General features: G+C 56.0%; 23 protein-coding genes and 4 pseudogenes. All 27 read left to right on the plus strand.

Annotation, left to right across the window (positions count from 1 at the left end):
• Positions 1-6 precede the first annotated feature (6 nt).
• The 27 genes and pseudogenes from rpoC (at position 7) to secY (ending at position 19364) form a co-directional block, all read left to right on the plus strand.
• Positions 7-4206, plus strand: a complete 4200-nt coding sequence (gene rpoC / locus K5Q02_RS08165; protein WP_225838167.1) for a DNA-directed RNA polymerase subunit beta' — start codon at positions 7-9, stop codon at positions 4204-4206.
• A gap of 158 nt (positions 4207-4364) precedes the next feature.
• Positions 4365-4736: a 30S ribosomal protein S12 gene (gene rpsL / locus K5Q02_RS08170; RefSeq protein WP_003186084.1), complete on the plus strand. Its 372-nt coding sequence runs from the start codon at positions 4365-4367 to the stop codon at positions 4734-4736.
• A 117-nt stretch (positions 4737-4853) separates the two neighbouring features.
• The gene (rpsG, locus tag K5Q02_RS08175; RefSeq protein WP_002555493.1) at positions 4854-5324 is read left to right on the plus strand and encodes a 30S ribosomal protein S7; all 471 of its coding nucleotides are present in this window, start codon (positions 4854-4856) and stop codon (positions 5322-5324) included.
• A gap of 30 nt (positions 5325-5354) precedes the next feature.
• Entirely contained in the window at positions 5355-7460 is a 2106-nt protein-coding gene (fusA, locus tag K5Q02_RS08180) for an elongation factor G (RefSeq protein WP_225838170.1), read from the plus strand.
• A gap of 30 nt (positions 7461-7490) precedes the next feature.
• The gene (gene tuf, locus K5Q02_RS08185) at positions 7491-8684 is read left to right on the plus strand and encodes an elongation factor Tu (protein ID WP_225838172.1); all 1194 of its coding nucleotides are present in this window, start codon (positions 7491-7493) and stop codon (positions 8682-8684) included.
• 141 nt (positions 8685-8825) lie between these two features.
• Positions 8826-9136 (plus strand): annotated as a pseudogene (gene rpsJ, locus K5Q02_RS08190) (30S ribosomal protein S10).
• 84 nt (positions 9137-9220) lie between these two features.
• Positions 9221-9856, plus strand: a complete 636-nt coding sequence (gene rplC, locus K5Q02_RS08195; protein WP_225838174.1) for a 50S ribosomal protein L3 — start codon at positions 9221-9223, stop codon at positions 9854-9856.
• A gap of 12 nt (positions 9857-9868) precedes the next feature.
• Positions 9869-10471 carry a 50S ribosomal protein L4 gene (rplD, locus tag K5Q02_RS08200; RefSeq protein ID WP_225838176.1) on the plus strand — a complete coding sequence of 201 codons (603 nt, stop codon included), beginning with the start codon at positions 9869-9871 and terminating at the stop codon, positions 10469-10471.
• Positions 10468-10770 carry a 50S ribosomal protein L23 gene (gene rplW / locus K5Q02_RS08205; RefSeq protein WP_013789759.1) on the plus strand — a complete coding sequence of 101 codons (303 nt, stop codon included), beginning with the start codon at positions 10468-10470 and terminating at the stop codon, positions 10768-10770. The genes rplD and rplW overlap by 4 nt, the downstream gene beginning before the upstream one ends.
• Before the next feature lie 14 nt (positions 10771-10784).
• Positions 10785-11609, plus strand: coding sequence for a 50S ribosomal protein L2 (gene rplB, locus K5Q02_RS08210; RefSeq protein ID WP_042552941.1), 825 nt, complete (start codon positions 10785-10787; stop codon positions 11607-11609).
• 16 nt (positions 11610-11625) lie between these two features.
• Positions 11626-11901: a 30S ribosomal protein S19 gene (gene rpsS / locus K5Q02_RS08215; protein WP_225838186.1), complete on the plus strand. Its 276-nt coding sequence runs from the start codon at positions 11626-11628 to the stop codon at positions 11899-11901.
• An 11-nt stretch (positions 11902-11912) separates the two neighbouring features.
• A complete protein-coding gene (gene rplV, locus K5Q02_RS08220) occupies positions 11913-12245 on the plus strand; it encodes a 50S ribosomal protein L22 (protein WP_003210077.1) in 333 nt (110 codons plus the stop codon).
• 13 nt (positions 12246-12258) lie between these two features.
• Positions 12259-12946, plus strand: a pseudogene (rpsC, locus tag K5Q02_RS08225) (30S ribosomal protein S3).
• Between the two features lie 12 nt (positions 12947-12958).
• Entirely contained in the window at positions 12959-13372 is a 414-nt protein-coding gene (gene rplP, locus K5Q02_RS08230; protein ID WP_042552939.1) for a 50S ribosomal protein L16, read from the plus strand.
• Complete coding sequence (rpmC, locus tag K5Q02_RS08235) at positions 13372-13563, plus strand: 50S ribosomal protein L29 (protein ID WP_002555481.1); 192 nt, start codon at positions 13372-13374, stop codon at positions 13561-13563. The genes rplP and rpmC overlap by 1 nt, the downstream gene beginning before the upstream one ends.
• Before the next feature lie 2 nt (positions 13564-13565).
• Positions 13566-13832, plus strand: a complete 267-nt coding sequence (rpsQ, locus tag K5Q02_RS08240) for a 30S ribosomal protein S17 (protein ID WP_131182239.1) — start codon at positions 13566-13568, stop codon at positions 13830-13832.
• A gap of 23 nt (positions 13833-13855) precedes the next feature.
• Positions 13856-14224, plus strand: coding sequence for a 50S ribosomal protein L14 (gene rplN / locus K5Q02_RS08245; RefSeq protein ID WP_002555479.1), 369 nt, complete (start codon positions 13856-13858; stop codon positions 14222-14224).
• 11 nt (positions 14225-14235) lie between these two features.
• Positions 14236-14550, plus strand: coding sequence for a 50S ribosomal protein L24 (gene rplX, locus K5Q02_RS08250; protein ID WP_225838188.1), 315 nt, complete (start codon positions 14236-14238; stop codon positions 14548-14550).
• Positions 14551-14569: 19 nt separating this feature from the next.
• Positions 14570-15109 carry a 50S ribosomal protein L5 gene (gene rplE / locus K5Q02_RS08255; protein WP_090243100.1) on the plus strand — a complete coding sequence of 180 codons (540 nt, stop codon included), beginning with the start codon at positions 14570-14572 and terminating at the stop codon, positions 15107-15109.
• Positions 15110-15122: 13 nt separating this feature from the next.
• On the plus strand, positions 15123-15428 hold the full coding sequence (rpsN, locus tag K5Q02_RS08260; protein WP_225838190.1) for a 30S ribosomal protein S14: 306 nt from the start codon (positions 15123-15125) through the stop codon (positions 15426-15428).
• Positions 15429-15612: 184 nt separating this feature from the next.
• Positions 15613-16004 (plus strand): annotated as a pseudogene (gene rpsH, locus K5Q02_RS08265) (30S ribosomal protein S8).
• A gap of 12 nt (positions 16005-16016) precedes the next feature.
• On the plus strand, positions 16017-16550 hold the full coding sequence (gene rplF / locus K5Q02_RS08270; protein WP_225838191.1) for a 50S ribosomal protein L6: 534 nt from the start codon (positions 16017-16019) through the stop codon (positions 16548-16550).
• Between the two features lie 11 nt (positions 16551-16561).
• Positions 16562-16912, plus strand: coding sequence for a 50S ribosomal protein L18 (rplR, locus tag K5Q02_RS08275; RefSeq protein ID WP_225838192.1), 351 nt, complete (start codon positions 16562-16564; stop codon positions 16910-16912).
• A 3-nt stretch (positions 16913-16915) separates the two neighbouring features.
• Positions 16916-17416, plus strand: coding sequence for a 30S ribosomal protein S5 (gene rpsE, locus K5Q02_RS08280; RefSeq protein ID WP_225838194.1), 501 nt, complete (start codon positions 16916-16918; stop codon positions 17414-17416).
• Positions 17417-17418: 2 nt separating this feature from the next.
• Positions 17419-17598, plus strand: a complete 180-nt coding sequence (gene rpmD, locus K5Q02_RS08285; protein ID WP_013789769.1) for a 50S ribosomal protein L30 — start codon at positions 17419-17421, stop codon at positions 17596-17598.
• A 3-nt stretch (positions 17599-17601) separates the two neighbouring features.
• On the plus strand, positions 17602-18036 hold the full coding sequence (rplO, locus tag K5Q02_RS08290) for a 50S ribosomal protein L15 (protein WP_013789770.1): 435 nt from the start codon (positions 17602-17604) through the stop codon (positions 18034-18036).
• A pseudogene (gene secY, locus K5Q02_RS08295) lies at positions 18037-19364 on the plus strand (preprotein translocase subunit SecY).
• Positions 19365-19373: the final 9 nt, after the last annotated feature.

Here is a 19373-nt window from a genome sequence, read left to right on the forward strand (position 1 = left end):
AAGGCCTTGAAAGACCTACTGAATTTGCTGAAAAACCAGGGTCAAGTCGAAGAATTCGACGCCATCCGCATTGCATTGGCTTCGCCGGAGATGATCCGTTCGTGGTCGTTCGGTGAAGTTAAAAAGCCGGAAACCATCAACTACCGTACGTTCAAGCCCGAGCGTGACGGCCTGTTCTGCGCCAAGATCTTTGGCCCGGTAAAGGACTACGAGTGCCTGTGCGGTAAGTACAAGCGCCTGAAGCACCGTGGTGTGATTTGCGAGAAGTGCGGTGTTGAAGTCGCGCTGGCCAAGGTTCGTCGTGAGCGCATGGCGCACATCGAACTGGCTTCGCCGGTTGCTCACATCTGGTTCCTGAAGTCCCTGCCGAGCCGTATTGGTTTGCTGATGGACATGACCCTGCGTGATATCGAGCGCGTTCTCTACTTCGAGAGCTATGTCGTTATCGATCCAGGCATGACCACCCTTGAAAAGGGTCAGTTGCTGAACGACGAGCAATATTTCGAAGCGCTGGAAGAGTTCGGTGACGACTTCGACGCCCGCATGGGTGCTGAAGCTGTCCGCGAGCTGCTGCACGCGATCGACCTGGAGCACGAGATTGGCCGTCTGCGTGAAGAGATTCCGCAAACCAACTCGGAAACCAAGATCAAGAAGCTGTCCAAGCGTCTGAAACTGATGGAAGCCTTCCTCGGCTCGGGCAACCTGCCTGAGTGGATGGTGCTGACCGTTCTGCCGGTTCTGCCGCCAGACCTGCGTCCGCTGGTACCGTTGGACGGTGGTCGTTTTGCGACCTCTGACCTCAACGATCTGTATCGCCGCGTTATCAACCGTAACAACCGTCTGAAGCGTCTGCTCGACCTCTCGGCTCCCGACATCATCGTGCGCAACGAAAAGCGCATGCTGCAGGAAGCTGTCGACGCACTGCTCGACAACGGTCGTCGTGGCCGCGCTATCACCGGTTCGAACAAGCGTCCTCTGAAATCCCTGGCTGACATGATCAAGGGTAAGCAAGGTCGTTTCCGTCAGAACCTGCTCGGTAAGCGTGTTGACTACTCGGGTCGTTCGGTAATTACCGTAGGCCCGACCCTGCGCCTGCACCAGTGCGGTCTGCCGAAGAAGATGGCTCTCGAGCTGTTCAAACCGTTCATTTTCGGCAAGCTGGAAATGCGTGGTCTTGCTACCACCATCAAAGCTGCCAAGAAGATGGTCGAGCGCGAGCTGCCAGAGGTTTGGGACGTTCTCGCTGAAGTGATTCGCGAACACCCGGTTCTGCTCAACCGTGCACCAACGCTTCACCGTCTGGGCATCCAGGCGTTTGAGCCGGTTCTGATCGAAGGTAAGGCTATCCAGCTTCACCCGCTGGTCTGCGCCGCGTACAACGCCGACTTCGACGGCGACCAGATGGCCGTGCACGTACCGCTGACGCTGGAAGCCCAGCTCGAAGCGCGCGCGCTGATGATGTCGACCAACAACATCCTGTCGCCAGCCAACGGCGAGCCGATCATCGTACCCTCCCAGGACGTGGTACTGGGTCTGTATTACATGACCCGCGAAGCGATCAACGCCAAAGGCGAAGGCCGTGTATTCGCTGATCTGCAGGAAGTTGACCGGGTTTTCCGTGGCGGCCAGGCTTCGCTGCATGCTCGCGTAAAAGTGCGCATCAACGAAGTGATCAAAGACCGTGACGGCAGCATCACCAAGAACACGCGTATCGTCGACACCACTGTCGGCCGTGCGCTGCTGTTCCAAATCGTTCCGGCCGGCCTGTCGTATGACGTGGTCAACCACCCGATGAAGAAGAAGGCCATCTCCAAGCTGATCAACCAGTGCTACCGCACTGTTGGCTTGAAAGACACGGTAATCTTCGCTGACCAGTTGATGTACACCGGTTTCGCCTACTCGACCATCTCGGGTGTGTCGATTGGTGTGAACGACTTCGTTATCCCGGATGAGAAGGCGCGCATCATTGACGCCGCCACCGAGGAAGTTAAAGAGATCGAATCGCAGTACGCCTCCGGCCTGGTAACCCAGGGCGAGAAGTACAACAAAGTGATCGACCTCTGGTCCAAGGCCAACGACGAAGTGTCCAAGGCGATGATGGCCAACCTCTCGAAAGAGAAGGTCATCGACCGCGACGGCAATGAAGTCGATCAGGAGTCCTTCAACTCCATGTACATGATGGCCGACTCCGGTGCTCGTGGTTCCGCCGCGCAGATCCGTCAGCTGGCTGGTATGCGTGGTCTGATGGCCAAGCCGGACGGCTCGATCATCGAGACGCCGATCACCGCGAACTTCCGTGAAGGCCTGTCGGTACTGCAGTACTTCATCTCCACTCACGGTGCTCGTAAAGGTCTGGCGGATACCGCACTGAAGACCGCGAACTCCGGTTACCTGACCCGTCGTCTCGTCGACGTGGCGCAGGATCTGGTAGTGACCGAGATCGATTGCGGTACCGAGCAGGGTCTGTACATGACTCCGCACATCGAAGGTGGCGACGTGGTCGAGCCGCTCGGTGAGCGTGTTCTGGGTCGTGTCATCGCTCGCGATGTGTTCAAACCAGGCACCGAAGAAGTCATCGTTCCGGCCGGTACCCTGGTCGACGAGCAGTGGGTCGAGTTCATCGAGCTGAACAGCATCGACGAAGTCGTCGTGCGTTCGCCGATCAGCTGTGAAACCCGTTATGGCATCTGCGCCAAGTGCTACGGTCGCGACCTGGCTCGCGGTCACCAGATCAACATCGGTGAAGCAGTCGGCGTTATTGCTGCACAGTCGATTGGTGAGCCGGGTACCCAGCTGACCATGCGTACGTTCCACATCGGTGGTGCGGCAAGCCGGACTTCGGCTGCCGACAGCGTCCAGGTGAAGAACGGCGGTGCGGTTCGTCTGCACAACCTGAAGCACGTCGAACGTCTGGACGGCAACCTGATCGCGGTATCGCGTTCCGGTGAGCTGGCTATCGCTGACGAGTTCGGCCGTGAGCGCGAGCGCTACAAGCTGCCGTACGGTGCGGTCATTTCCGTCAAGGAAGGTGACAAGGTCGACGCTGGCGCCATCGTCGCCAAGTGGGATCCGCACACCCACCCGATCGTTACCGAGATGAAAGGTACCGTCACCTTCGTAGGTATGGAGGACGGCATCACCATCAAGCGTCAGACCGACGAGTTGACCGGTTTGACCAACATCGAAGTTCTCGATGCCAAGGATCGTCCGGTTGCTGGCAAGGACATCCGTCCGGCCGTGAAACTGGTTGATGCCAACGGCAAGGATCTGCTGCTGCCAGGTACTGACGTACCAGCACAGTACTTCCTGCCTGCTAACGCCCTTGTTGGTGTGGCAGACGGTGCTCAGGTTGCGGTTGGTGACGTTATCGCCCGTATCCCGCAAGAAACCTCGAAGACACGTGACATCACCGGTGGTTTGCCGCGTGTTGCTGACTTGTTCGAGGCGCGTCGTCCGAAAGAGGCTGCGATTCTTGCGGAAATCAGCGGTACCATCGCCTTCGGCAAGGAGACCAAGGGCAAGCGCCGTCTGGTCATCACGCCGACCGATGGCAGCGATCCGTACGAAGAGCTGATCCCGAAATGGCGCCACCTGAACGTGTTCGAAGGTGAGCAGGTCAACAAGGGTGAAGTTATCTCCGACGGTCCGAGCGATCCGCACGACATCCTGCGTCTGCTGGGTGTGAGCGCGCTGGCCAAGTACATCGTCAACGAGATCCAGGACGTTTACCGTCTGCAGGGCGTGAAGATCAACGACAAGCACATCGAGACCATCCTGCGCCAGATGCTGCGCAAGGTCGAGATTGCCGAGTCGGGTGATTCCACCTTCATCAAGGGCGACCAGATGGAGCTGACTCACGTACTGGGCGAGAACGAGCGTCTGTCCGAGCAGGACAAGTTCATCGCCAAGTATTCCCGCGTACTGCTGGGTATCACCAAGGCGTCGCTGTCCACCGAGTCGTTCATCTCGGCGGCATCCTTCCAGGAAACCACTCGCGTCCTCACCGAGGCGGCGGTTACTGGCAAGCGCGACTTCCTGCGTGGCCTGAAGGAGAACGTGGTCGTGGGTCGTCTGATCCCGGCAGGTACCGGTCTTGCTTACCACAGCGAGCGTAAACGTCGTCGCGAGGCTGACAAGCCTGTGCGTGTGAGCGCGAGCGAAGTGGAAGCGGCGCTGACCGAAGCGTTGAACTCCAGCGAAAATTGAGAACGTGCCCCGGCCGCTTAGCGGTCGGGGCTCGTGTCTTGACTGGGGGGGCTAGTCTCTTTAGACTCATGCACCCCTAAATATGGCAGGGCATAAGCCCTGCCATTTATTTATGGTGTAAATAAATAGCGTCGAAAGACGGACAGTGGAGCTAGTAGATGGCAACTATCAACCAGCTGGTGCGTCAGCCGCGCAAGCGTATCGTCGAGAAATCCGACGTACCTGCGCTGCAGAACTGCCCCCAGCGTCGTGGCGTATGCACTCGCGTGTATACCACCACGCCGAAAAAACCTAACTCGGCACTGCGTAAAGTTTGCCGTGTTCGCCTGACCAACGGTTTCGAGGTTTCCTCGTACATCGGCGGTGAAGGCCACAACCTGCAAGAGCACAGCGTCGTGCTGATCCGTGGCGGTCGTGTAAAAGACTTGCCAGGTGTGCGTTATCACACCGTTCGCGGCTCGCTGGACACCTCGGGTGTCAAAGGCCGTAACCAGGGTCGTTCGAAGTACGGTACCAAGCGTCCGAAGTGATCGGCCGTCGGTACTGAATGCAGTTTCTAATTTTATTGAGTCGATAAGAGTAAGGTCGGGCGTAACCAGATGGTTACAGTTCCGGGCTAACCTGAAGACCGTTTGAGGGCTTATCAAATGCCAAGACGTCGTGTAGCAGCCAAGCGCGAAGTGCTTGACGATCCAAAATACGGAAGCCAAATCCTGGCCAAGTTCATGAACCACGTGATGGAGAGCGGCAAGAAAGCCGTTGCTGAGCGTATCGTTTATGGCGCCCTGGAGAAGGTTAAAGAGCGTAAGAACAGCGATCCCCTGGAAATCTTCGAGAAAGCTCTCGACGCCATCGCTCCGCTGGTCGAAGTGAAGTCGCGCCGTGTAGGCGGTGCTACTTACCAGGTTCCGGTCGAAGTTCGTCCGTCCCGTCGTAACGCCCTGGCCATGCGCTGGTTGGTGGATTTCGCCCGTAAGCGTGGCGAGAAATCCATGGCCCTGCGTTTGGCTGGCGAACTGTTGGATGCTGCAGAAGGCAAAGGTGCTGCAGTTAAGAAGCGTGAAGACGTGCACCGTATGGCTGAAGCCAACAAGGCTTTCTCGCACTACCGCTTCTAATTTTAGCGTCACTCAATTTGCGAGGGCTTTATGGCTCGTACTACACCGATTAATCGCTACCGTAACATCGGTATCGTGGCTCACGTGGATGCTGGTAAAACCACTACCACCGAGCGCGTCCTTTTTTACACCGGCAAAAGCCACAAAATGGGCGAGGTGCATGATGGCGCCGCGACCACAGACTGGATGGTGCAGGAGCAGGAGCGTGGTATTACCATCACTTCCGCTGCTATCACCGCCTTCTGGAAAGGCTCCGAGAAGCAGTACAAGGATGAGCACCGCTTCAACGTCATCGATACCCCCGGGCACGTAGACTTCACCATTGAAGTTGAGCGTTCTCTGCGCGTACTCGACGGCGCGGTCGTTGTGTTCTGCGGTACCTCGGGCGTTGAGCCTCAGTCGGAAACCGTATGGCGTCAAGCCAACAAGTACGGTGTTCCGCGTCTTGTTTACGTAAACAAGATGGATCGTGCCGGTGCAGACTTCCTGCGCGTTATCGGTCAGATCAAACAGCGTCTGGGTCACACTCCGGTGCCGATTCAGCTGGCTATCGGCTCGGAAGACAACTTCCAGGGTCAGATCGATCTGATCAACATGCAGGCTGTGTACTGGAATGATTCCGACAAGGGCATGGTTCCTGTTCGCAAGGACATCCCTGCTGAGTTGCTGGAAGAAGCCGAAAAATGGCGCGGCAACATGGTTGAGGCTGCGGCCGAAGCCAACGAAGAGCTGATGAACAAGTACCTCGAGGGTGAAGAACTCACCAACGAGGAAATCAAGCTCGCTCTGCGTCAGCGTACTATCGCTGGTGAGATCGTTCTGGCTGTTTGCGGTTCTTCCTTCAAGAACAAGGGTGTTCCCCTGGTTCTCGACGCCGTTATCGACTACCTGCCTGCTCCAACCGACATTCCAGCTATCAAGGGTTCCAACCCTGATAACGAAGAAGAAGAGATGGAGCGTCACGCCGATGACAGCGAGCCTTTCTCGGCTCTGGCGTTCAAGATCGCTACCGACCCATTCGTGGGTACTCTGACCTTCGTCCGCGTTTACTCGGGCGTGTTGGCCTCCGGCGACGGCGTGATCAACTCGGTCAAAGGCAAGAAAGAGCGTGTGGGTCGTATGGTGCAGATGCACGCAAACGCCCGCGAAGAGATCAAAGAAGTACGCGCTGGCGACATCGCTGCTCTGATCGGCATGAAGGACGTCACCACTGGTGAGACTCTGTGCAACGCTGACAAGCCAATCATCCTCGTTCGCATGGACTTCCCGGAGCCGGTTATTTCGGTTGCCGTAGAGCCTAAGACCAAGGATGACCAGGAAAAAATGGGTATCGCTCTGGGCAAGCTTGCTCAGGAAGACCCGTCTTTCCGTGTCAAAACTGATGAAGAGACTGGTCAGACGATCATCTCCGGTATGGGCGAGTTGCACCTGGACATCCTGGTCGACCGTATGCGCCGCGAGTTCAACGTCGAAGCCAACATCGGTAAGCCTCAGGTTTCCTATCGTGAGCGCATCACGAAGAGCTGCGAAATCGAAGGCAAGTTCGTGCGTCAGTCCGGTGGCCGTGGTCAGTTCGGTCATTGCTGGGTTCGCTTTGCACCTGCTGACGAAGGTCAGGAAGGTCTGCAGTTCGTGAACGAAGTAGTGGGCGGTGTGATTCCTAAGGAATACATCCCGGCTATCCAGAAGGGTATCGAAGAGCAGATGAAGAACGGCGTTGTAGCCGGCTATCCGCTGATCGGCCTGAAGGCTACCGTGTTCGATGGTTCTTACCATGACGTCGACTCCAACGAGATGGCGTTCAAGGTGGCTGCTTCCATGGCAACCAAGCAACTGGCCCAGAAGGGCGGTGGTGAGTTGCTCGAGCCGATCATGGCGGTAGAGGTTGTTACCCCTGAAGACTATATGGGTGACGTGATGGGCGACCTTAACCGCCGTCGCGGCATGATCTTGGGTATGGAAGACACGATCTCCGGCAAAGTAATTCGCGCCGAAGTTCCGCTGGGTGAGATGTTCGGTTATGCGACCGACGTCCGTTCCATGTCTCAGGGTCGCGCAAGCTACTCTATGGAATTCAAAAAATACAATACAGCTCCGTCGCACATCGTCGAGTCTGTAACCAAAAAACAAGGCTGATTCAGCCCTTTAGGCAAGGAGTTAATTGTCGTGGCTAAAGAAAAATTTGAACGTAGCAAACCTCACGTCAACGTTGGCACCATTGGTCACGTTGACCATGGTAAAACCACGCTGACCGCCGCTCTGACTCGCGTTTGCTCCGAAGTTTTCGGTAGCGCCGTAGTTGCTTTCGACAAGATCGACAGCGCGCCGGAAGAGAAGGCTCGTGGTATCACCATCAACACTGCGCACGTTGAGTACAACTCTTCGATTCGCCACTACGCGCACGTTGACTGCCCAGGTCACGCTGACTATGTGAAAAACATGATCACCGGTGCTGCGCAGATGGACGGCGCTATCCTGGTTTGCTCCGCTGCTGACGGCCCGATGCCGCAGACTCGCGAGCACATCCTGCTGTCCCGTCAGGTAGGTGTTCCGTACATCGTTGTCTTCCTGAACAAGGCTGACATGGTTGACGACGCCGAGCTGCTGGAGCTGGTGGAAATGGAAGTGCGTGACCTGCTCAGCGCTTACGATTTCCCAGGCGACGACACTCCGATCATCATCGGTTCGGCTCTGATGGCGCTGAATGGTCAAGACGACAACGAGATGGGCACCACTGCCGTCAAGAAGTTGGTTGAGACTCTGGACAGCTACATCCCAGATCCAGTGCGCGCTATCGACAAGCCGTTCCTGATGCCAATCGAAGACGTGTTCTCGATCTCCGGTCGTGGCACCGTGGTAACTGGCCGTATCGAGCGTGGCATCATCAAGATCCAGGAAGAGCTGGAAATTGTTGGTCTGCGTGACACCGTCAAAACCACCTGTACTGGTGTTGAGATGTTCCGCAAGCTGCTCGACGAAGGTCGTGCTGGCGAGAACTGCGGTGTGCTGCTGCGCGGCACCAAGCGTGACGACGTAGAGCGTGGCCAGGTTCTGGTCAAGCCGGGTTCGGTTAAGCCGCACACTACCTTCACTGCAGAAGTGTATGTGCTGAGCAAAGAAGAAGGCGGCCGTCATACTCCGTTCTTCAAAGGCTATCGTCCTCAGTTCTACTTCCGTACTACTGACGTGACTGGTAACTGCGAACTGCCGGAAGGCGTTGAAATGGTAATGCCAGGTGACAACATCCAGATGACTGTCACTCTGATCAAAACCATCGCAATGGAAGAAGGTCTGCGTTTCGCCATTCGTGAAGGCGGTCGTACCGTCGGCGCCGGCGTCGTAGCCAAAATCATCGCGTAAGTGATGATTTAAGAAAAAGCCTCCGCTTGCGGGGGCTTTTTTATTGGGTTGACACCTGCTAGGGGCGTCTATAGAATCACGCCTCCTTTTAACGGGCGTATTGCGTCCGTTGGGAATAGCAGCTTGGAATCTGAGGTCAAAATGCAAAACCAACAAATCCGTATTCGGTTGAAGGCTTTTGACCATCGCCTGATCGATCAATCAACCCAGGAAATCGTGGAAACCGCGAAACGTACTGGTGCTCAGGTGCGTGGTCCATTCCCCTGCCTACCCGCAAAGAGCGGTTCACCGTACTGACTTCACCGCACGTCAACAAAGACGCGCGCGATCAGTTCGAGATCCGTACTCATAAGCGTGTTCTGGACATCGTCCAGCCGACGGATAAAACCGTTGATGCGCTGATGAAGCTTGATCTTGCGGCCGGTGTGGAAGTGCAGATCAGCCTCGGCTAAGACCGTTTGAGGTCTTAGTCGTGTAACGCTCTGAAATGGGCGGCCATAGCGGGTGAAAGCCCCGTACACTCATGAGGTTACAACATGACTATTGGTGTAGTCGGTCGTAAATGCGGTATGACCCGTATTTTTACCGAAGAAGGTGTCTCCATTCCGGTTACGGTCATTGAGATCGAGCCGAATCGAGTTACCCAGTTTAAAACTGAAGAGTCCGATGGCTATCGTGCAGTGCAAGTCACTGTTGGTGAGCGTCGTGCTTCTCGTGTTACCGCTGCTCAGGCAGGTCACTTCGCTAAGGCGAACGTCGCGGCAGGTCGCACTGTTCTGGAATTCCGTCTTGAAGAAGGCGACTACCAGGCTGGTGATCTGATCAACGCTGAAATATTCCAAGCTGGTCAACTGGTCGATGTGACTGGTCAGTCCAAAGGTAAAGGCTTTGCCGGTACCATCAAGCGTTGGAATTTCCGCGGCCAGGACAACACTCACGGTAACTCCGTGTCCCACCGCGTTCCGGGTTCGATTGGCCAGTGCCAGACTCCGGGTCGTGTCTTCAAGGGCAAGAAAATGTCCGGTCACATGGGTGCTGAGCGCGTGACTGTGCAGTCCCTGGAAGTAGTGCGCGTGGATGCTGAACGCAACCTGCTGCTGGTCAAGGGTGCCGTTCCTGGCGCTACTGGCGGCAACTTGGTTGTACGTCCGGCTGCCAAGGCTCGCGGTTAAGGGGAAGCTGACATGCAATTAAATGTAAATGGCGCTCAAGCGATCGAAGTCTCTGATGCGACTTTCGGTGGCGACTACAACGAGACCCTGGTTCACCAAGCAGTCGTAGCCTATATGGCTGGCGGTCGTCAGGGCAGCAAGCAGCAGAAGACTCGTTCCGACGTTTCCGGTGGCGGTAAGCGCCCGTGGCGTCAGAAGGGTACTGGCCGTGCGCGTGCTGGTACCACTCGTGGTCCGATCTGGCGTGGCGGTGGTGTGACTTTCGCAGCTCGTCCGCAGAGCCATGATCAGAAGCTGAACAAGAAGATGTATCGCGCTGCGATCCGTTCGATTCTTGCTGAGCTGGTCCGTAGCGACCGTCTGGTAGTGGTTGAAGACTTCGCTGTCGAAGCTCCGAAAACCAAAGAGCTGCTGGGCAAGCTGAACGACATGGGTCTGACTGACGTTCTGATCGTGTCTGACGCTGTCGATCAAAATCTGTACCTGGCTGCTCGCAACCTGCCGCATGTCGATGTTCGTGACGTGCAGGGTTCCGATCCGGTCAGTCTGATCGCGTATGAAAAGGTGCTGATCACCGTTTCTGCCGTGAAGAAATTCGAGGAGCTGCTGGGATGAACCAGGAACGCGTATTCAAAGTGCTGCTTGGCCCGCACATCTCCGAGAAGGCCACGACTCTGGCAGACAAGAAAAGCCAGTTCGTTTTCAAGGTTGCAACTGACGCAACCAAGCTGGAAATCAAGAAGGCCGTCGAAAGCCTGTTCAGCGTGAAGGTTCAGCATGTCACTACTCAGAACGTTCTGGGTAAGAGCAAGCGCACCGCTCGCGGTCTGGGCAAGCGTAACGACTGGAAGAAGGCGATCATCTCCCTTCAGCCAGGCCAGGATCTCGATTTCGCCACCAGCAGTGCTGAGTAAGGAAGGGGTGCATCATGGCAATCGTTAAATGCAAACCGACTTCCCCGGGCCGCCGTTTTGTGGTCAAGGTGGTCAATCAGGAGCTGCACAAAGGCGCTCCTCATGCTCCACTGCTCGAGAAGAAGTCGAAGACTGGCGGTCGTAACAACAACGGCCGTATCACTACCCGTCATATCGGTGGTGGTCACAAGCAGCATTACCGTCTGGTCGATTTTCGTCGTAACGACAAAGATGGCATCCCAGCCACTGTCGAACGCGTTGAATATGACCCGAACCGTACCGCGCACATCGCTCTGCTGAAATATGCAGATGGTGAGCGTCGTTACATCATCGCACCGAAAGGTGTGAGCGCCGGCGATCAGCTGGTCGCAGGTTCGATGGCGCCGATCAAGGCCGGTAACAGCCTGCCGCTGCGTAACATTCCGGTTGGTTCGACCGTTCACGGTATCGAACTGAAGCCGGGCAAAGGTGCTCAAATCGCTCGTTCCGCTGGTGCTTCGGCTCAGCTGATCGCTCGTGAAGGCGTCTACGTCACCCTGCGTCTGCGCAGCGGTGAAATGCGTAAAGTACTGGCCGAATGCCGTGCGACCCTGGGTGAAGTCTCGAACTCCGAGCACAGCCTGCGTTCGCTGGGTAAAGCTGGTGCCAAACGCTGGCGTGGCGTTCGCCCGACCGTTCGTGGTGTTGCCATGAACCCGGTCGACCACCCACACGGTGGTGGTGAAGGTCGTACCTCTGGTGGTCGTCATCCGGTGTCTCCATGGGGCTTCCCGACTAAGGGCGCGAAGACTCGTGGTAACAAACGCACCGACAACATGATCGTCCGTCGTCGCAAGTAACTAGAGGGATACGACAGTGCCACGTTCTCTGAAAAAAGGTCCTTTCATCGATCTTCACCTACTGAAGAAGGTCGAAGTGGCAGCAGAAAAGAATGATCGCAAGCCGGTTAAAACCTGGTCGCGTCGTTCGATGATTCTGCCGCAAATGGTCGGTTTGACCATCGCCGTGCATAACGGTCGCCTACACGTCCCAGTTCTTGTGAACGAAGACATGGTCGGCCACAAACTGGGCGAATTTGCCGGCACTCGTACCTATCGTGGGCACGTGGCTGACAAGAAAGCCAAGCGTTAAGGGGTAAGGAAATGGAAGTAGCCGCTAAGTTGTCGGGCGCTCGCATATCCGCCCAGAAAGCCCGCTTGGTCGCCGACCAGATCCGCGGGAAGAAGGTGGGCGAAGCGCTCAACCTGCTGGCTTTTAGCAGTAAGAAAGCCGCGGAAATCATCAAGAAAGTGCTGGAGTCGGCTGTAGCCAACGCCGAGCACAACGAAGGCGCAGACGTTGATGACCTGAAGGTCAGCACCGTTTTCGTCAACGAGGGGCGTTCGCTTAAGCGCATCATGCCGCGTGCCAAAGGCCGCGCTGATCGCATCGTCAAGCGGTCTTGCCATATCACTGTCAAGGTTGCGGACAAGTAACGGAGTCGTTCAGATGGGTCAGAAAGTACATCCCACTGGCATACGCCTGGGAATCGTCAAGGAACACACCTCCGTCTGGTATGCAGACGGCCGGACTTATGCGGACTACCTGTTCGCTGATCTGAAGGTGCGTGAATACCTCCTCGACAAACTAAAAAGCGCGTCCGTAAGCCGTGTCGAGATCGCTCGTCCGGCCCAAACCGCACGCATCACCATCCACACCGCTCGTCCCGGCATCGTGATCGGCAAGAAAGGTGAAGATGTTGAGAAACTGCGTCAGGGACCTGACCAAGCAAATGGGCGTGCCTGTGCACATCAATATCGAAGAGATCCGTAAGCCGGAGCTCGACGGTATGTTGGTTGCACAGAGCGTTGCTCAGCAGCTGGAGCGTCGTGTGATGTTCCGTCGTGCTATGAAGCGCGCGGTACAGAACGCCATGCGTATTGGTGCCAAGGGCATCAAAATCCAGGTGAGCGGTCGTCTCGGCGGTGCGGAAATCGCACGTACCGAATGGTATCGCGAAGGTCGTGTGCCGTTGCACACCCTGCGTGCCGATATCGACTATGCCACGTACGAAGCGCACACCACTTACGGTGTGATCGGTGTCAAGGTTTGGATCTTCAAGGGTGAGGTCATTGGTGGCCGCCATGAAGAACTGAAACCGCAAGCACCTGCGCCTCGTAAAAAAGCTGCTAAGTAAGGGGTACGCCACATGTTGCAACCAAAGCGTACGAAGTTCCGCAAGCAGATGACTGGCCACAACCGTGGCTTGGCACAGCGCGGTAGCAAAGTCAGCTTCGGCGAATTTGCGCTGAAGTCTGTTGCCCGCGGTCGTCTCACCGCCCGTCAGATTGAGTCCGCTCGTCGTGCTCTGACTCGTCACGTGAAACGTGGCGGGAAAATCTGGATTCGCGTGTTCCCTGACAAGCCAGTTACCAAGAAGCCTCTTGAAGTGCGGATGGGTAAAGGCAAGGGTAGCGTCGAGTATTGGGTAGCCCAGATCCAGCCAGGCAAAGTCCTGTACGAGATCGAAGGCGTTTCTGAAGAGTTGGCGCGTGAGGCTTTCGCCCTGGCTGCTGCAAAGCTGCCGCTCGCCACCACTTTTGTTAAGCGGACGGTGATGTGATGAAAGCGAATGAACTTCGTGAAAAATCAGCACAGCAGTTGAACGAGCAGCTGCTCGGCCTGCTGCGCGACCAGTTCAATCTGCGTATGCAGAAAGCAACTGGCCAGTTGGGGCAGTCTCACCTGCTCTCGCAAGTTAAGCGCGACATCGCTCGTGTGAAGACTGTGCTCAACCAGCAGGCAGGTAAGTAATCATGGCTGAAGCCGAAAAAACAGTCCGTACGCTGACTGGCCGTGTTGTCAGCGACAAGATGGACAAGACCATCACCGTACTGATCGAGCGTCGCGTTAAGCACCCGATCTACGGTAAATACGTCAAGCGTTCGACCAAGCTGCACGCGCACGACGAAAGCAATCAGTGCAAGATCGGCGACAAAGTTTCGATTACCGAAACGCGTCCGCTGGCCAAGACCAAGTCTTGGGCTCTGGTTGAAGTTCTCGAACGCGCAGTGGAAGTCTAAGGACTAGGGGTCGGAGAAATTATATGATTCAGACTCAATCCATGCTCGATGTTGCCGACAACAGTGGTGCACGCCGCGTCATGTGCATCAAGGTGCTGGGTGGCTCGCATCGCCGCTACGCTGGCATCGGCGACATCATCAAGGTCACCGTCAAGGAAGCAATTCCGCGCGGCAAAGTGAAGAAAGGTCAGGTCATGACCGCGGTTGTAGTTCGTACCCGTCACGGCGTTCGTCGTGCCGACGGTTCGATCATCCGCTTCGACGGCAACGCTGCTGTTCTTCTGAACAACAAGCAAGAGCCGATTGGTACCCGTATCTTCGGGCCAGTGACCCGTGAGCTTCGTACTGAGAAGTTCATGAAGATCGTCTCGCTTGCCCCTGAAGTGCTTTAAGGAGATCCGACATGCAAAAGATTCGTCGTGACGACGAGATCATCGTGATCGCCGGCAAAGACAAAGGTAAGCGCGGTAAGGTGCTCAAGGTTCTCGCTGACGACCGTTTGGTCGTCGGTGGTATCAACCTGGTGAAGCGTCATACCAAGCCGAACCCGATGTCGGGCGTTCAAGGCGGTATCGTCGAGAAAGAAGCGCCGCTGAGCGCTTCCAACGTTGCCATTTTCAATGGCGAAACCAACAAGGCTGATCGCGTTGGTTTCAAAGTTGAAGACGGCAAGAAAATTCGTGTCTTCAAGTCCACCCAGAAGCCGGTTGGCGCTTGAGAATCATAGGTAAAACACCATGGCACGACTAAAAGAGATTTACCGGAAGGAAATCGCGCCCAAGCTGAAGGAAGAGCTTAAGCTGGGTAACGTGATGGAAGTTCCGCGCATCACCAAGATCACCCTGAACATGGGCTTGGGCGAAGCGATCGGTGATAAGAAAATCATCGAGCACGCAGTTGCCGACCTCGAGAAGATTACCGGCCAGAAAGTCATCGTGACTTATGCCCGCAAGTCGATCGCTGGTTTCAAGGTTCGTGAAGGTTGGCCGATTGGCGTCAAGGTTACTCTGCGTCGCGAACGTATGTACGAGTTCCTGGATCGTCTGCTGTCCATCTCCCTGCCGCGCGTGCGTGACTTCCGCGGCCTGAATGCCAAGTCCTTCGATGGTCGTGGTAACTACAGCATGGGCGTGAAAGAGCAGATCATTTTCCCGGAAATCGATTACGACAAGATCGATGCGCTGCGTGGTCTGGACATCACTCTGACCACTACTGCCCGTTCGGATGATGAAGGCCGCGCTCTGCTGCGTGCTTTCAAATTCCCGTTCCGCAACTGATTGGAGTAGGAATATGGCCAAGACGAGCATGAAAAACCGCGAGCTGAAGCGTCAGCTCACGGTCGCCAAGTACGCCAAAAAGCGTGCCGAGCTGAAAGCTACCATCGTCAATCCGGAAGCCTCTCCGGAAGCGCGTTGGGAAGCTCAGGTAGCCCTGCAGAAGCAACCCCGTGATGCCAGCGCTTCGCGCCTGCGCAACCGCTGCCGCATCACTGGCCGCCCGCACGGTGTCTTCCGCAAGTTCGGTCTGTCGCGCATCAAGCTGCGTGAAGCAGCTATGCGTGGCGACGTACCAGGTCTGGTTAAAGCCAGCTGGTAAGCCGCTGCGGAAACCGCCGGAGTTAGCTCCGGCGGACAAGCAATATGAATCAAGCCCCTTTTGGGGCTTGATTCATTTTTGATCAGTCTCTAGAATGCCCGGCTCGCCTGAGTCCGGATTTCCGTGAGTTCTGGTGATTCTTAGCCGAGAGGCTAATTCTTTTTGTATCAGGAGCGTCTAGCCCATGAGTATGCAGGACCCGTTAGCGGACATGCTAACTCGTATCCGTAATGCCCAGATGGCTGAAAAGTCCGTCGTAAGCATGCCTTCTTCTACCCTGAAGGTGGCCGTAGCCAAAGTTCTCAAAGACGAAGGTTATGTTGCGGGTTATCAGATCAGCGGCGAAGCAAAGCCGCAGCTGTCCATCGAGCTTAAGTACTTCGAAGGCCGTCCGGTTATCGAAGAAGTGAAGCGCGTCAGCCGTCCTGGCCTTCGCCAGTACAAATCCGTCGATGATCTGCCGAAAGTTCGTGGCGGTCTCGGTGTTTCCATCGTCTCCACCAACAAAGGTGTGATGACGACCGCGCTGCGCGCGCTGCCGGTGTCGGCGGCGAAGTGCTTTGCACTGTGTTCTAAGGGGGGATAAGCATGTCTCGCGTTGCTAAAAACCCCGTCAAGCTGCCCGCTGGTGTAGAGATCAAACTCGCCGGCCAACAGCTTTCGGTGAAGGGTGCCAAGGGCGCTCTGGAACTGAACGTTCACTCGTCCGTTGAAGTCCTGCAAGAATCCGGTGAGCTGCGTTTCTCTGCTCGCAATGGTGATCAGCAGACTCGTGCGATGGCTGGTACTACCCGTGCATTGGTTAACAACATGGTCATCGGCGTAAGCCAGGGCTTCGAGCGCAAGCTCCAGCTGGTGGGTGTTGGTTACAAGGCACAGGCCAAGGGCCAGGTTCTCAATCTGGCGTTGGGCTTCTCTCACCCTATCGACTATCAACTGCCGGAAGGCGTTGTTGCCGAAACCCCGAACCAGACCGAGATCCTCATCAAGGGTGTCGACAAGCAGCTGGTTGGTCAGGTTGCTGCGGAAATTCGTGATTTCCGTCGTCCTGAGCCTTACAAGGGCAAAGGTGTTCGTTACGCTGACGAAGTCGTCCGCCGTAAAGAAGCCAAGAAGAAGTAAGGGGCTAGGAAATGACCGACAAAAAAGTTACTCGTCTGCGTCGCGCTCGCAAAGCACGCCTGAAAATGCACGAGCTCGAAGCCGTGCGTCTCTGCGTGTACCGCTCTTCGCAGCACATCTATGCCCAGGTCATCTCGGCCGACGGCAGCAAGGTTCTGGCCAGCGCCTCTACCTTGGACAAAGCACTGCGTGACGAAGCCACCGGCAACGTCGACGCGGCCAAGAAAGTTGGTGAGCTGGTTGCCGAGCGTGCGAAAGCCGCAGGTGTGACTCAGGTTGCATTCGACCGTTCTGGCTTCAAGTACCACGGCCGCGTCAAAGCGCTGGCTGATGCTGCTCGTGAAGGCGGGCTGGAGTTCTAAGTTATGGCAAATAACGACCAAAAGCGCGACGAAGGCTATATCGAGAAGCTGGTTCAAGTGAACCGCGTTGCCAAGACCGTTAAAGGCGGCCGTATCTTCACCTTCACCGCGTTGACCGTGGTAGGTGATGGTAAGGGTCGTGTAGGTTTCGGCCGTGGCAAATCTCGTGAAGTGCCGGCTGCTATCCAGAAAGCTATGGAAGCTGCTCGTCGCAACATGATTCAAGTCGATCTGAACGGCACCACCCTGCAGTACGCAATGAAGTCCGCCCATGGCGCTTCGAAGGTGTACATGCAGCCTGCTTCCGAAGGTACCGGCATCATCGCTGGTGGCGCCATGCGTGCCGTCCTTGAAGTCGCTGGTGTGCAGAACGTTCTGGCCAAGTGCTACGGCTCTACCAACCCTGTGAACGTGGTTCATGCCACTTTCAAAGGTCTGAAGGCTATGCAGTCTCCGGATTCGGTTGCAGCCAAGCGTGGCAAGAGTGTCGGGGAGATTCTCTAATCATGGCTAATACCGTCAAAGTGACTCTGATCAAGAGCACCAATGGCCGTTTGGCCAACCATAAAGCCTGCGTCAAGGGTCTTGGCCTGCGTCGTATCAATCACACCGTCGAAGTTCTGGATACCCCGGAAAATCGCGGCATGATTAACAAGGCTTATTACCTTCTCCGTGTGGAGGGTTGATCCATGTACCTGAACGATTTGAGTCCAGCGCCGGGTTCCCGTCGCGAGAAGCACCGTCCGGGCCGTGGTATCGGTAGTGGTTTGGGTAAGACTGGTGGCCGTGGCCACAAAGGTCAAACCTCCCGCTCCGGTGGCACTATTGCTCCGGGTTTCGAAGGCGGCCAGCAGCCTCTGCACCGTCGTCTTCCTAAGTTCGGTTTCGTGTCTCTGAAAGCTATGGATCGCGCAGAAGTGCGTACTTCCGAGCTGAACAAGATCGAAGGCGACGTAGTTACTCTGCAAGCGCTGAAGGATGCCAATCTGATTAATCAAAACGTACAGCGTGTGAAAGTCATGCTGTCCGGTGAGATTACTCGTGCGGTCACCCTTAAAGGTATCGCCGCCACCAAAGGTGCGCGCGCGGCTATCGAAGCAGCTGGCGGTAAGTTCGAGGAATAAATGGCTAAGCAAGGTGCTCTCTCTGCGCTGGCTGGTGGCGGGTTGTCCGAGCTCTGGGCTCGTCTGCGCTTTCTGTTCATGGCGATCATCGTCTATCGAATCGGTGCGCATATCCCAGTTCCAGGCATAAACCCTGATCGTCTAGCTGATCTGTTCCGACAGAATGAGGGACCATTCTTAGCTTGTTCAACATGTTTTCCGGCGGCGCGCTGGAGCGGATGAGTATCTTTGCACTGGGGATCATGCCGTACATCTCGGCATCGATCATCATGCAGCTGATGACCGCTGTCAGCCCGCAGTTGGAACAGTTGAAGAAGGAAGGTGAGGCTGGTCGTCGCAAGATCAGTCAATACACCCGCTACGGCACCTTGATCCTGGCTTTCGTCCAAGCTATCGGCATGTCCGTTGGCCTGGCGAGTCAGGGTGTAGCGTTTTCGGTCGATTTCGGCTTCCACTTCGTTGCAGTCACCACGTTCGTGGCGGGTGCGATGTTCATGATGTGGCTGGGCGAGCAGATCACCGAGCGCGGTGTTGGCAACGGTATTTCGATGCTGATTTTTGCGGGCATCGTAGCCGGTCTGCCGTCGGCGATTGGGCAGTCTTTCGAGTCTGCTCGGCAGGGCGATATCAATATCTTCGCTCTTATCGCCATCGGTTTGTTGGCAGTAGCGATTATCGGTTTCGTGGTGTTCATTGAGCGTGGCCAGCGTCGTATTGCTGTGCACTACGCCAAGCGTCAGCAGGGCCGTAAGGTCTTCGCGGCGCAGACCAGCCACCTGCCGTTGAAGGTGAACATGGCGGGCGTAATCCCGGCCATTTTCGCCAGCAGCCTTCTGTTGTTCCCGGCCTCGCTGGGTGCCTGGTTTGGTCAGTCCGATGGTATGGGCTGGCTGCAGGATATTTCACAGGCTATCGCTCCTGGTCAGCCGTTGAACATTTTGCTGTTTAGTGCGGGGATTGTTTTCTTCTGCTTCTTCTACACAGCGCTGATGTTCAACCCGAAAGACGTAGCGGAAAACCTGAAGAAGTCCGGTGCCTTTATTCCGGGTATCCGTCCCGGTGAGCAGTCTGCGCGCTATATCGATGGCGTTCTGACTCGCTTGACCATGTTCGGTGCTCTGTACATGACGGCCGTATGCTTGTTGCCCCAGTTCCTGGTGGTGGCGGCCAACGTACCGTTCTACCTTGGCGGGACCTCGTTGCTGATCGTGGTAGTGGTTGTGATGGACTTCATGTCGCAAGTACAATCGCACCTCGTTTCGCACCAGTACGAATCCCTGATGAAGAAAGCCAACCTGAAGGGTTACGGCAGCGGCATGCTCCGCTGAAGTGTCCAT

The organism is Pseudomonas sp. MM211, assembly GCF_020386635.1.
In the GTDB taxonomy this organism is placed as follows: Bacteria; Pseudomonadota; Gammaproteobacteria; order Pseudomonadales; family Pseudomonadaceae; genus Aquipseudomonas.

Coding starts and splice junctions, on each gene's coding strand:
- rplC (WP_225838174.1), top strand. CDS start 9,221: ATGACTATTGGTGTAGTCGGTCGTAAATGCGGTATGACCCGTATTTTT.
- rpsN (WP_225838190.1), top strand. CDS start 15,123: ATGGCCAAGACGAGCATGAAAAACCGCGAGCTGAAGCGTCAGCTCACG.
- fusA (WP_225838170.1), top strand. CDS start 5,355: ATGGCTCGTACTACACCGATTAATCGCTACCGTAACATCGGTATCGTG.
- rplX (WP_225838188.1), top strand. CDS start 14,236: ATGCAAAAGATTCGTCGTGACGACGAGATCATCGTGATCGCCGGCAAA.
- rpmD (WP_013789769.1), top strand. CDS start 17,419: ATGGCTAATACCGTCAAAGTGACTCTGATCAAGAGCACCAATGGCCGT.
- rplR (WP_225838192.1), top strand. CDS start 16,562: ATGACCGACAAAAAAGTTACTCGTCTGCGTCGCGCTCGCAAAGCACGC.
- rplW (WP_013789759.1), top strand. CDS start 10,468: ATGAACCAGGAACGCGTATTCAAAGTGCTGCTTGGCCCGCACATCTCC.
- rplN (WP_002555479.1), top strand. CDS start 13,856: ATGATTCAGACTCAATCCATGCTCGATGTTGCCGACAACAGTGGTGCA.
- rpsL (WP_003186084.1), top strand. CDS start 4,365: ATGGCAACTATCAACCAGCTGGTGCGTCAGCCGCGCAAGCGTATCGTC.
- rpsQ (WP_131182239.1), top strand. CDS start 13,566: ATGGCTGAAGCCGAAAAAACAGTCCGTACGCTGACTGGCCGTGTTGTC.
- rpsE (WP_225838194.1), top strand. CDS start 16,916: ATGGCAAATAACGACCAAAAGCGCGACGAAGGCTATATCGAGAAGCTG.
- rplB (WP_042552941.1), top strand. CDS start 10,785: ATGGCAATCGTTAAATGCAAACCGACTTCCCCGGGCCGCCGTTTTGTG.
- rplF (WP_225838191.1), top strand. CDS start 16,017: ATGTCTCGCGTTGCTAAAAACCCCGTCAAGCTGCCCGCTGGTGTAGAG.
- rplV (WP_003210077.1), top strand. CDS start 11,913: ATGGAAGTAGCCGCTAAGTTGTCGGGCGCTCGCATATCCGCCCAGAAA.
- rplE (WP_090243100.1), top strand. CDS start 14,570: ATGGCACGACTAAAAGAGATTTACCGGAAGGAAATCGCGCCCAAGCTG.
- rpmC (WP_002555481.1), top strand. CDS start 13,372: ATGAAAGCGAATGAACTTCGTGAAAAATCAGCACAGCAGTTGAACGAG.
- rplO (WP_013789770.1), top strand. CDS start 17,602: ATGTACCTGAACGATTTGAGTCCAGCGCCGGGTTCCCGTCGCGAGAAG.
- rplP (WP_042552939.1), top strand. CDS start 12,959: ATGTTGCAACCAAAGCGTACGAAGTTCCGCAAGCAGATGACTGGCCAC.
- rpsG (WP_002555493.1), top strand. CDS start 4,854: ATGCCAAGACGTCGTGTAGCAGCCAAGCGCGAAGTGCTTGACGATCCA.
- rplD (WP_225838176.1), top strand. CDS start 9,869: ATGCAATTAAATGTAAATGGCGCTCAAGCGATCGAAGTCTCTGATGCG.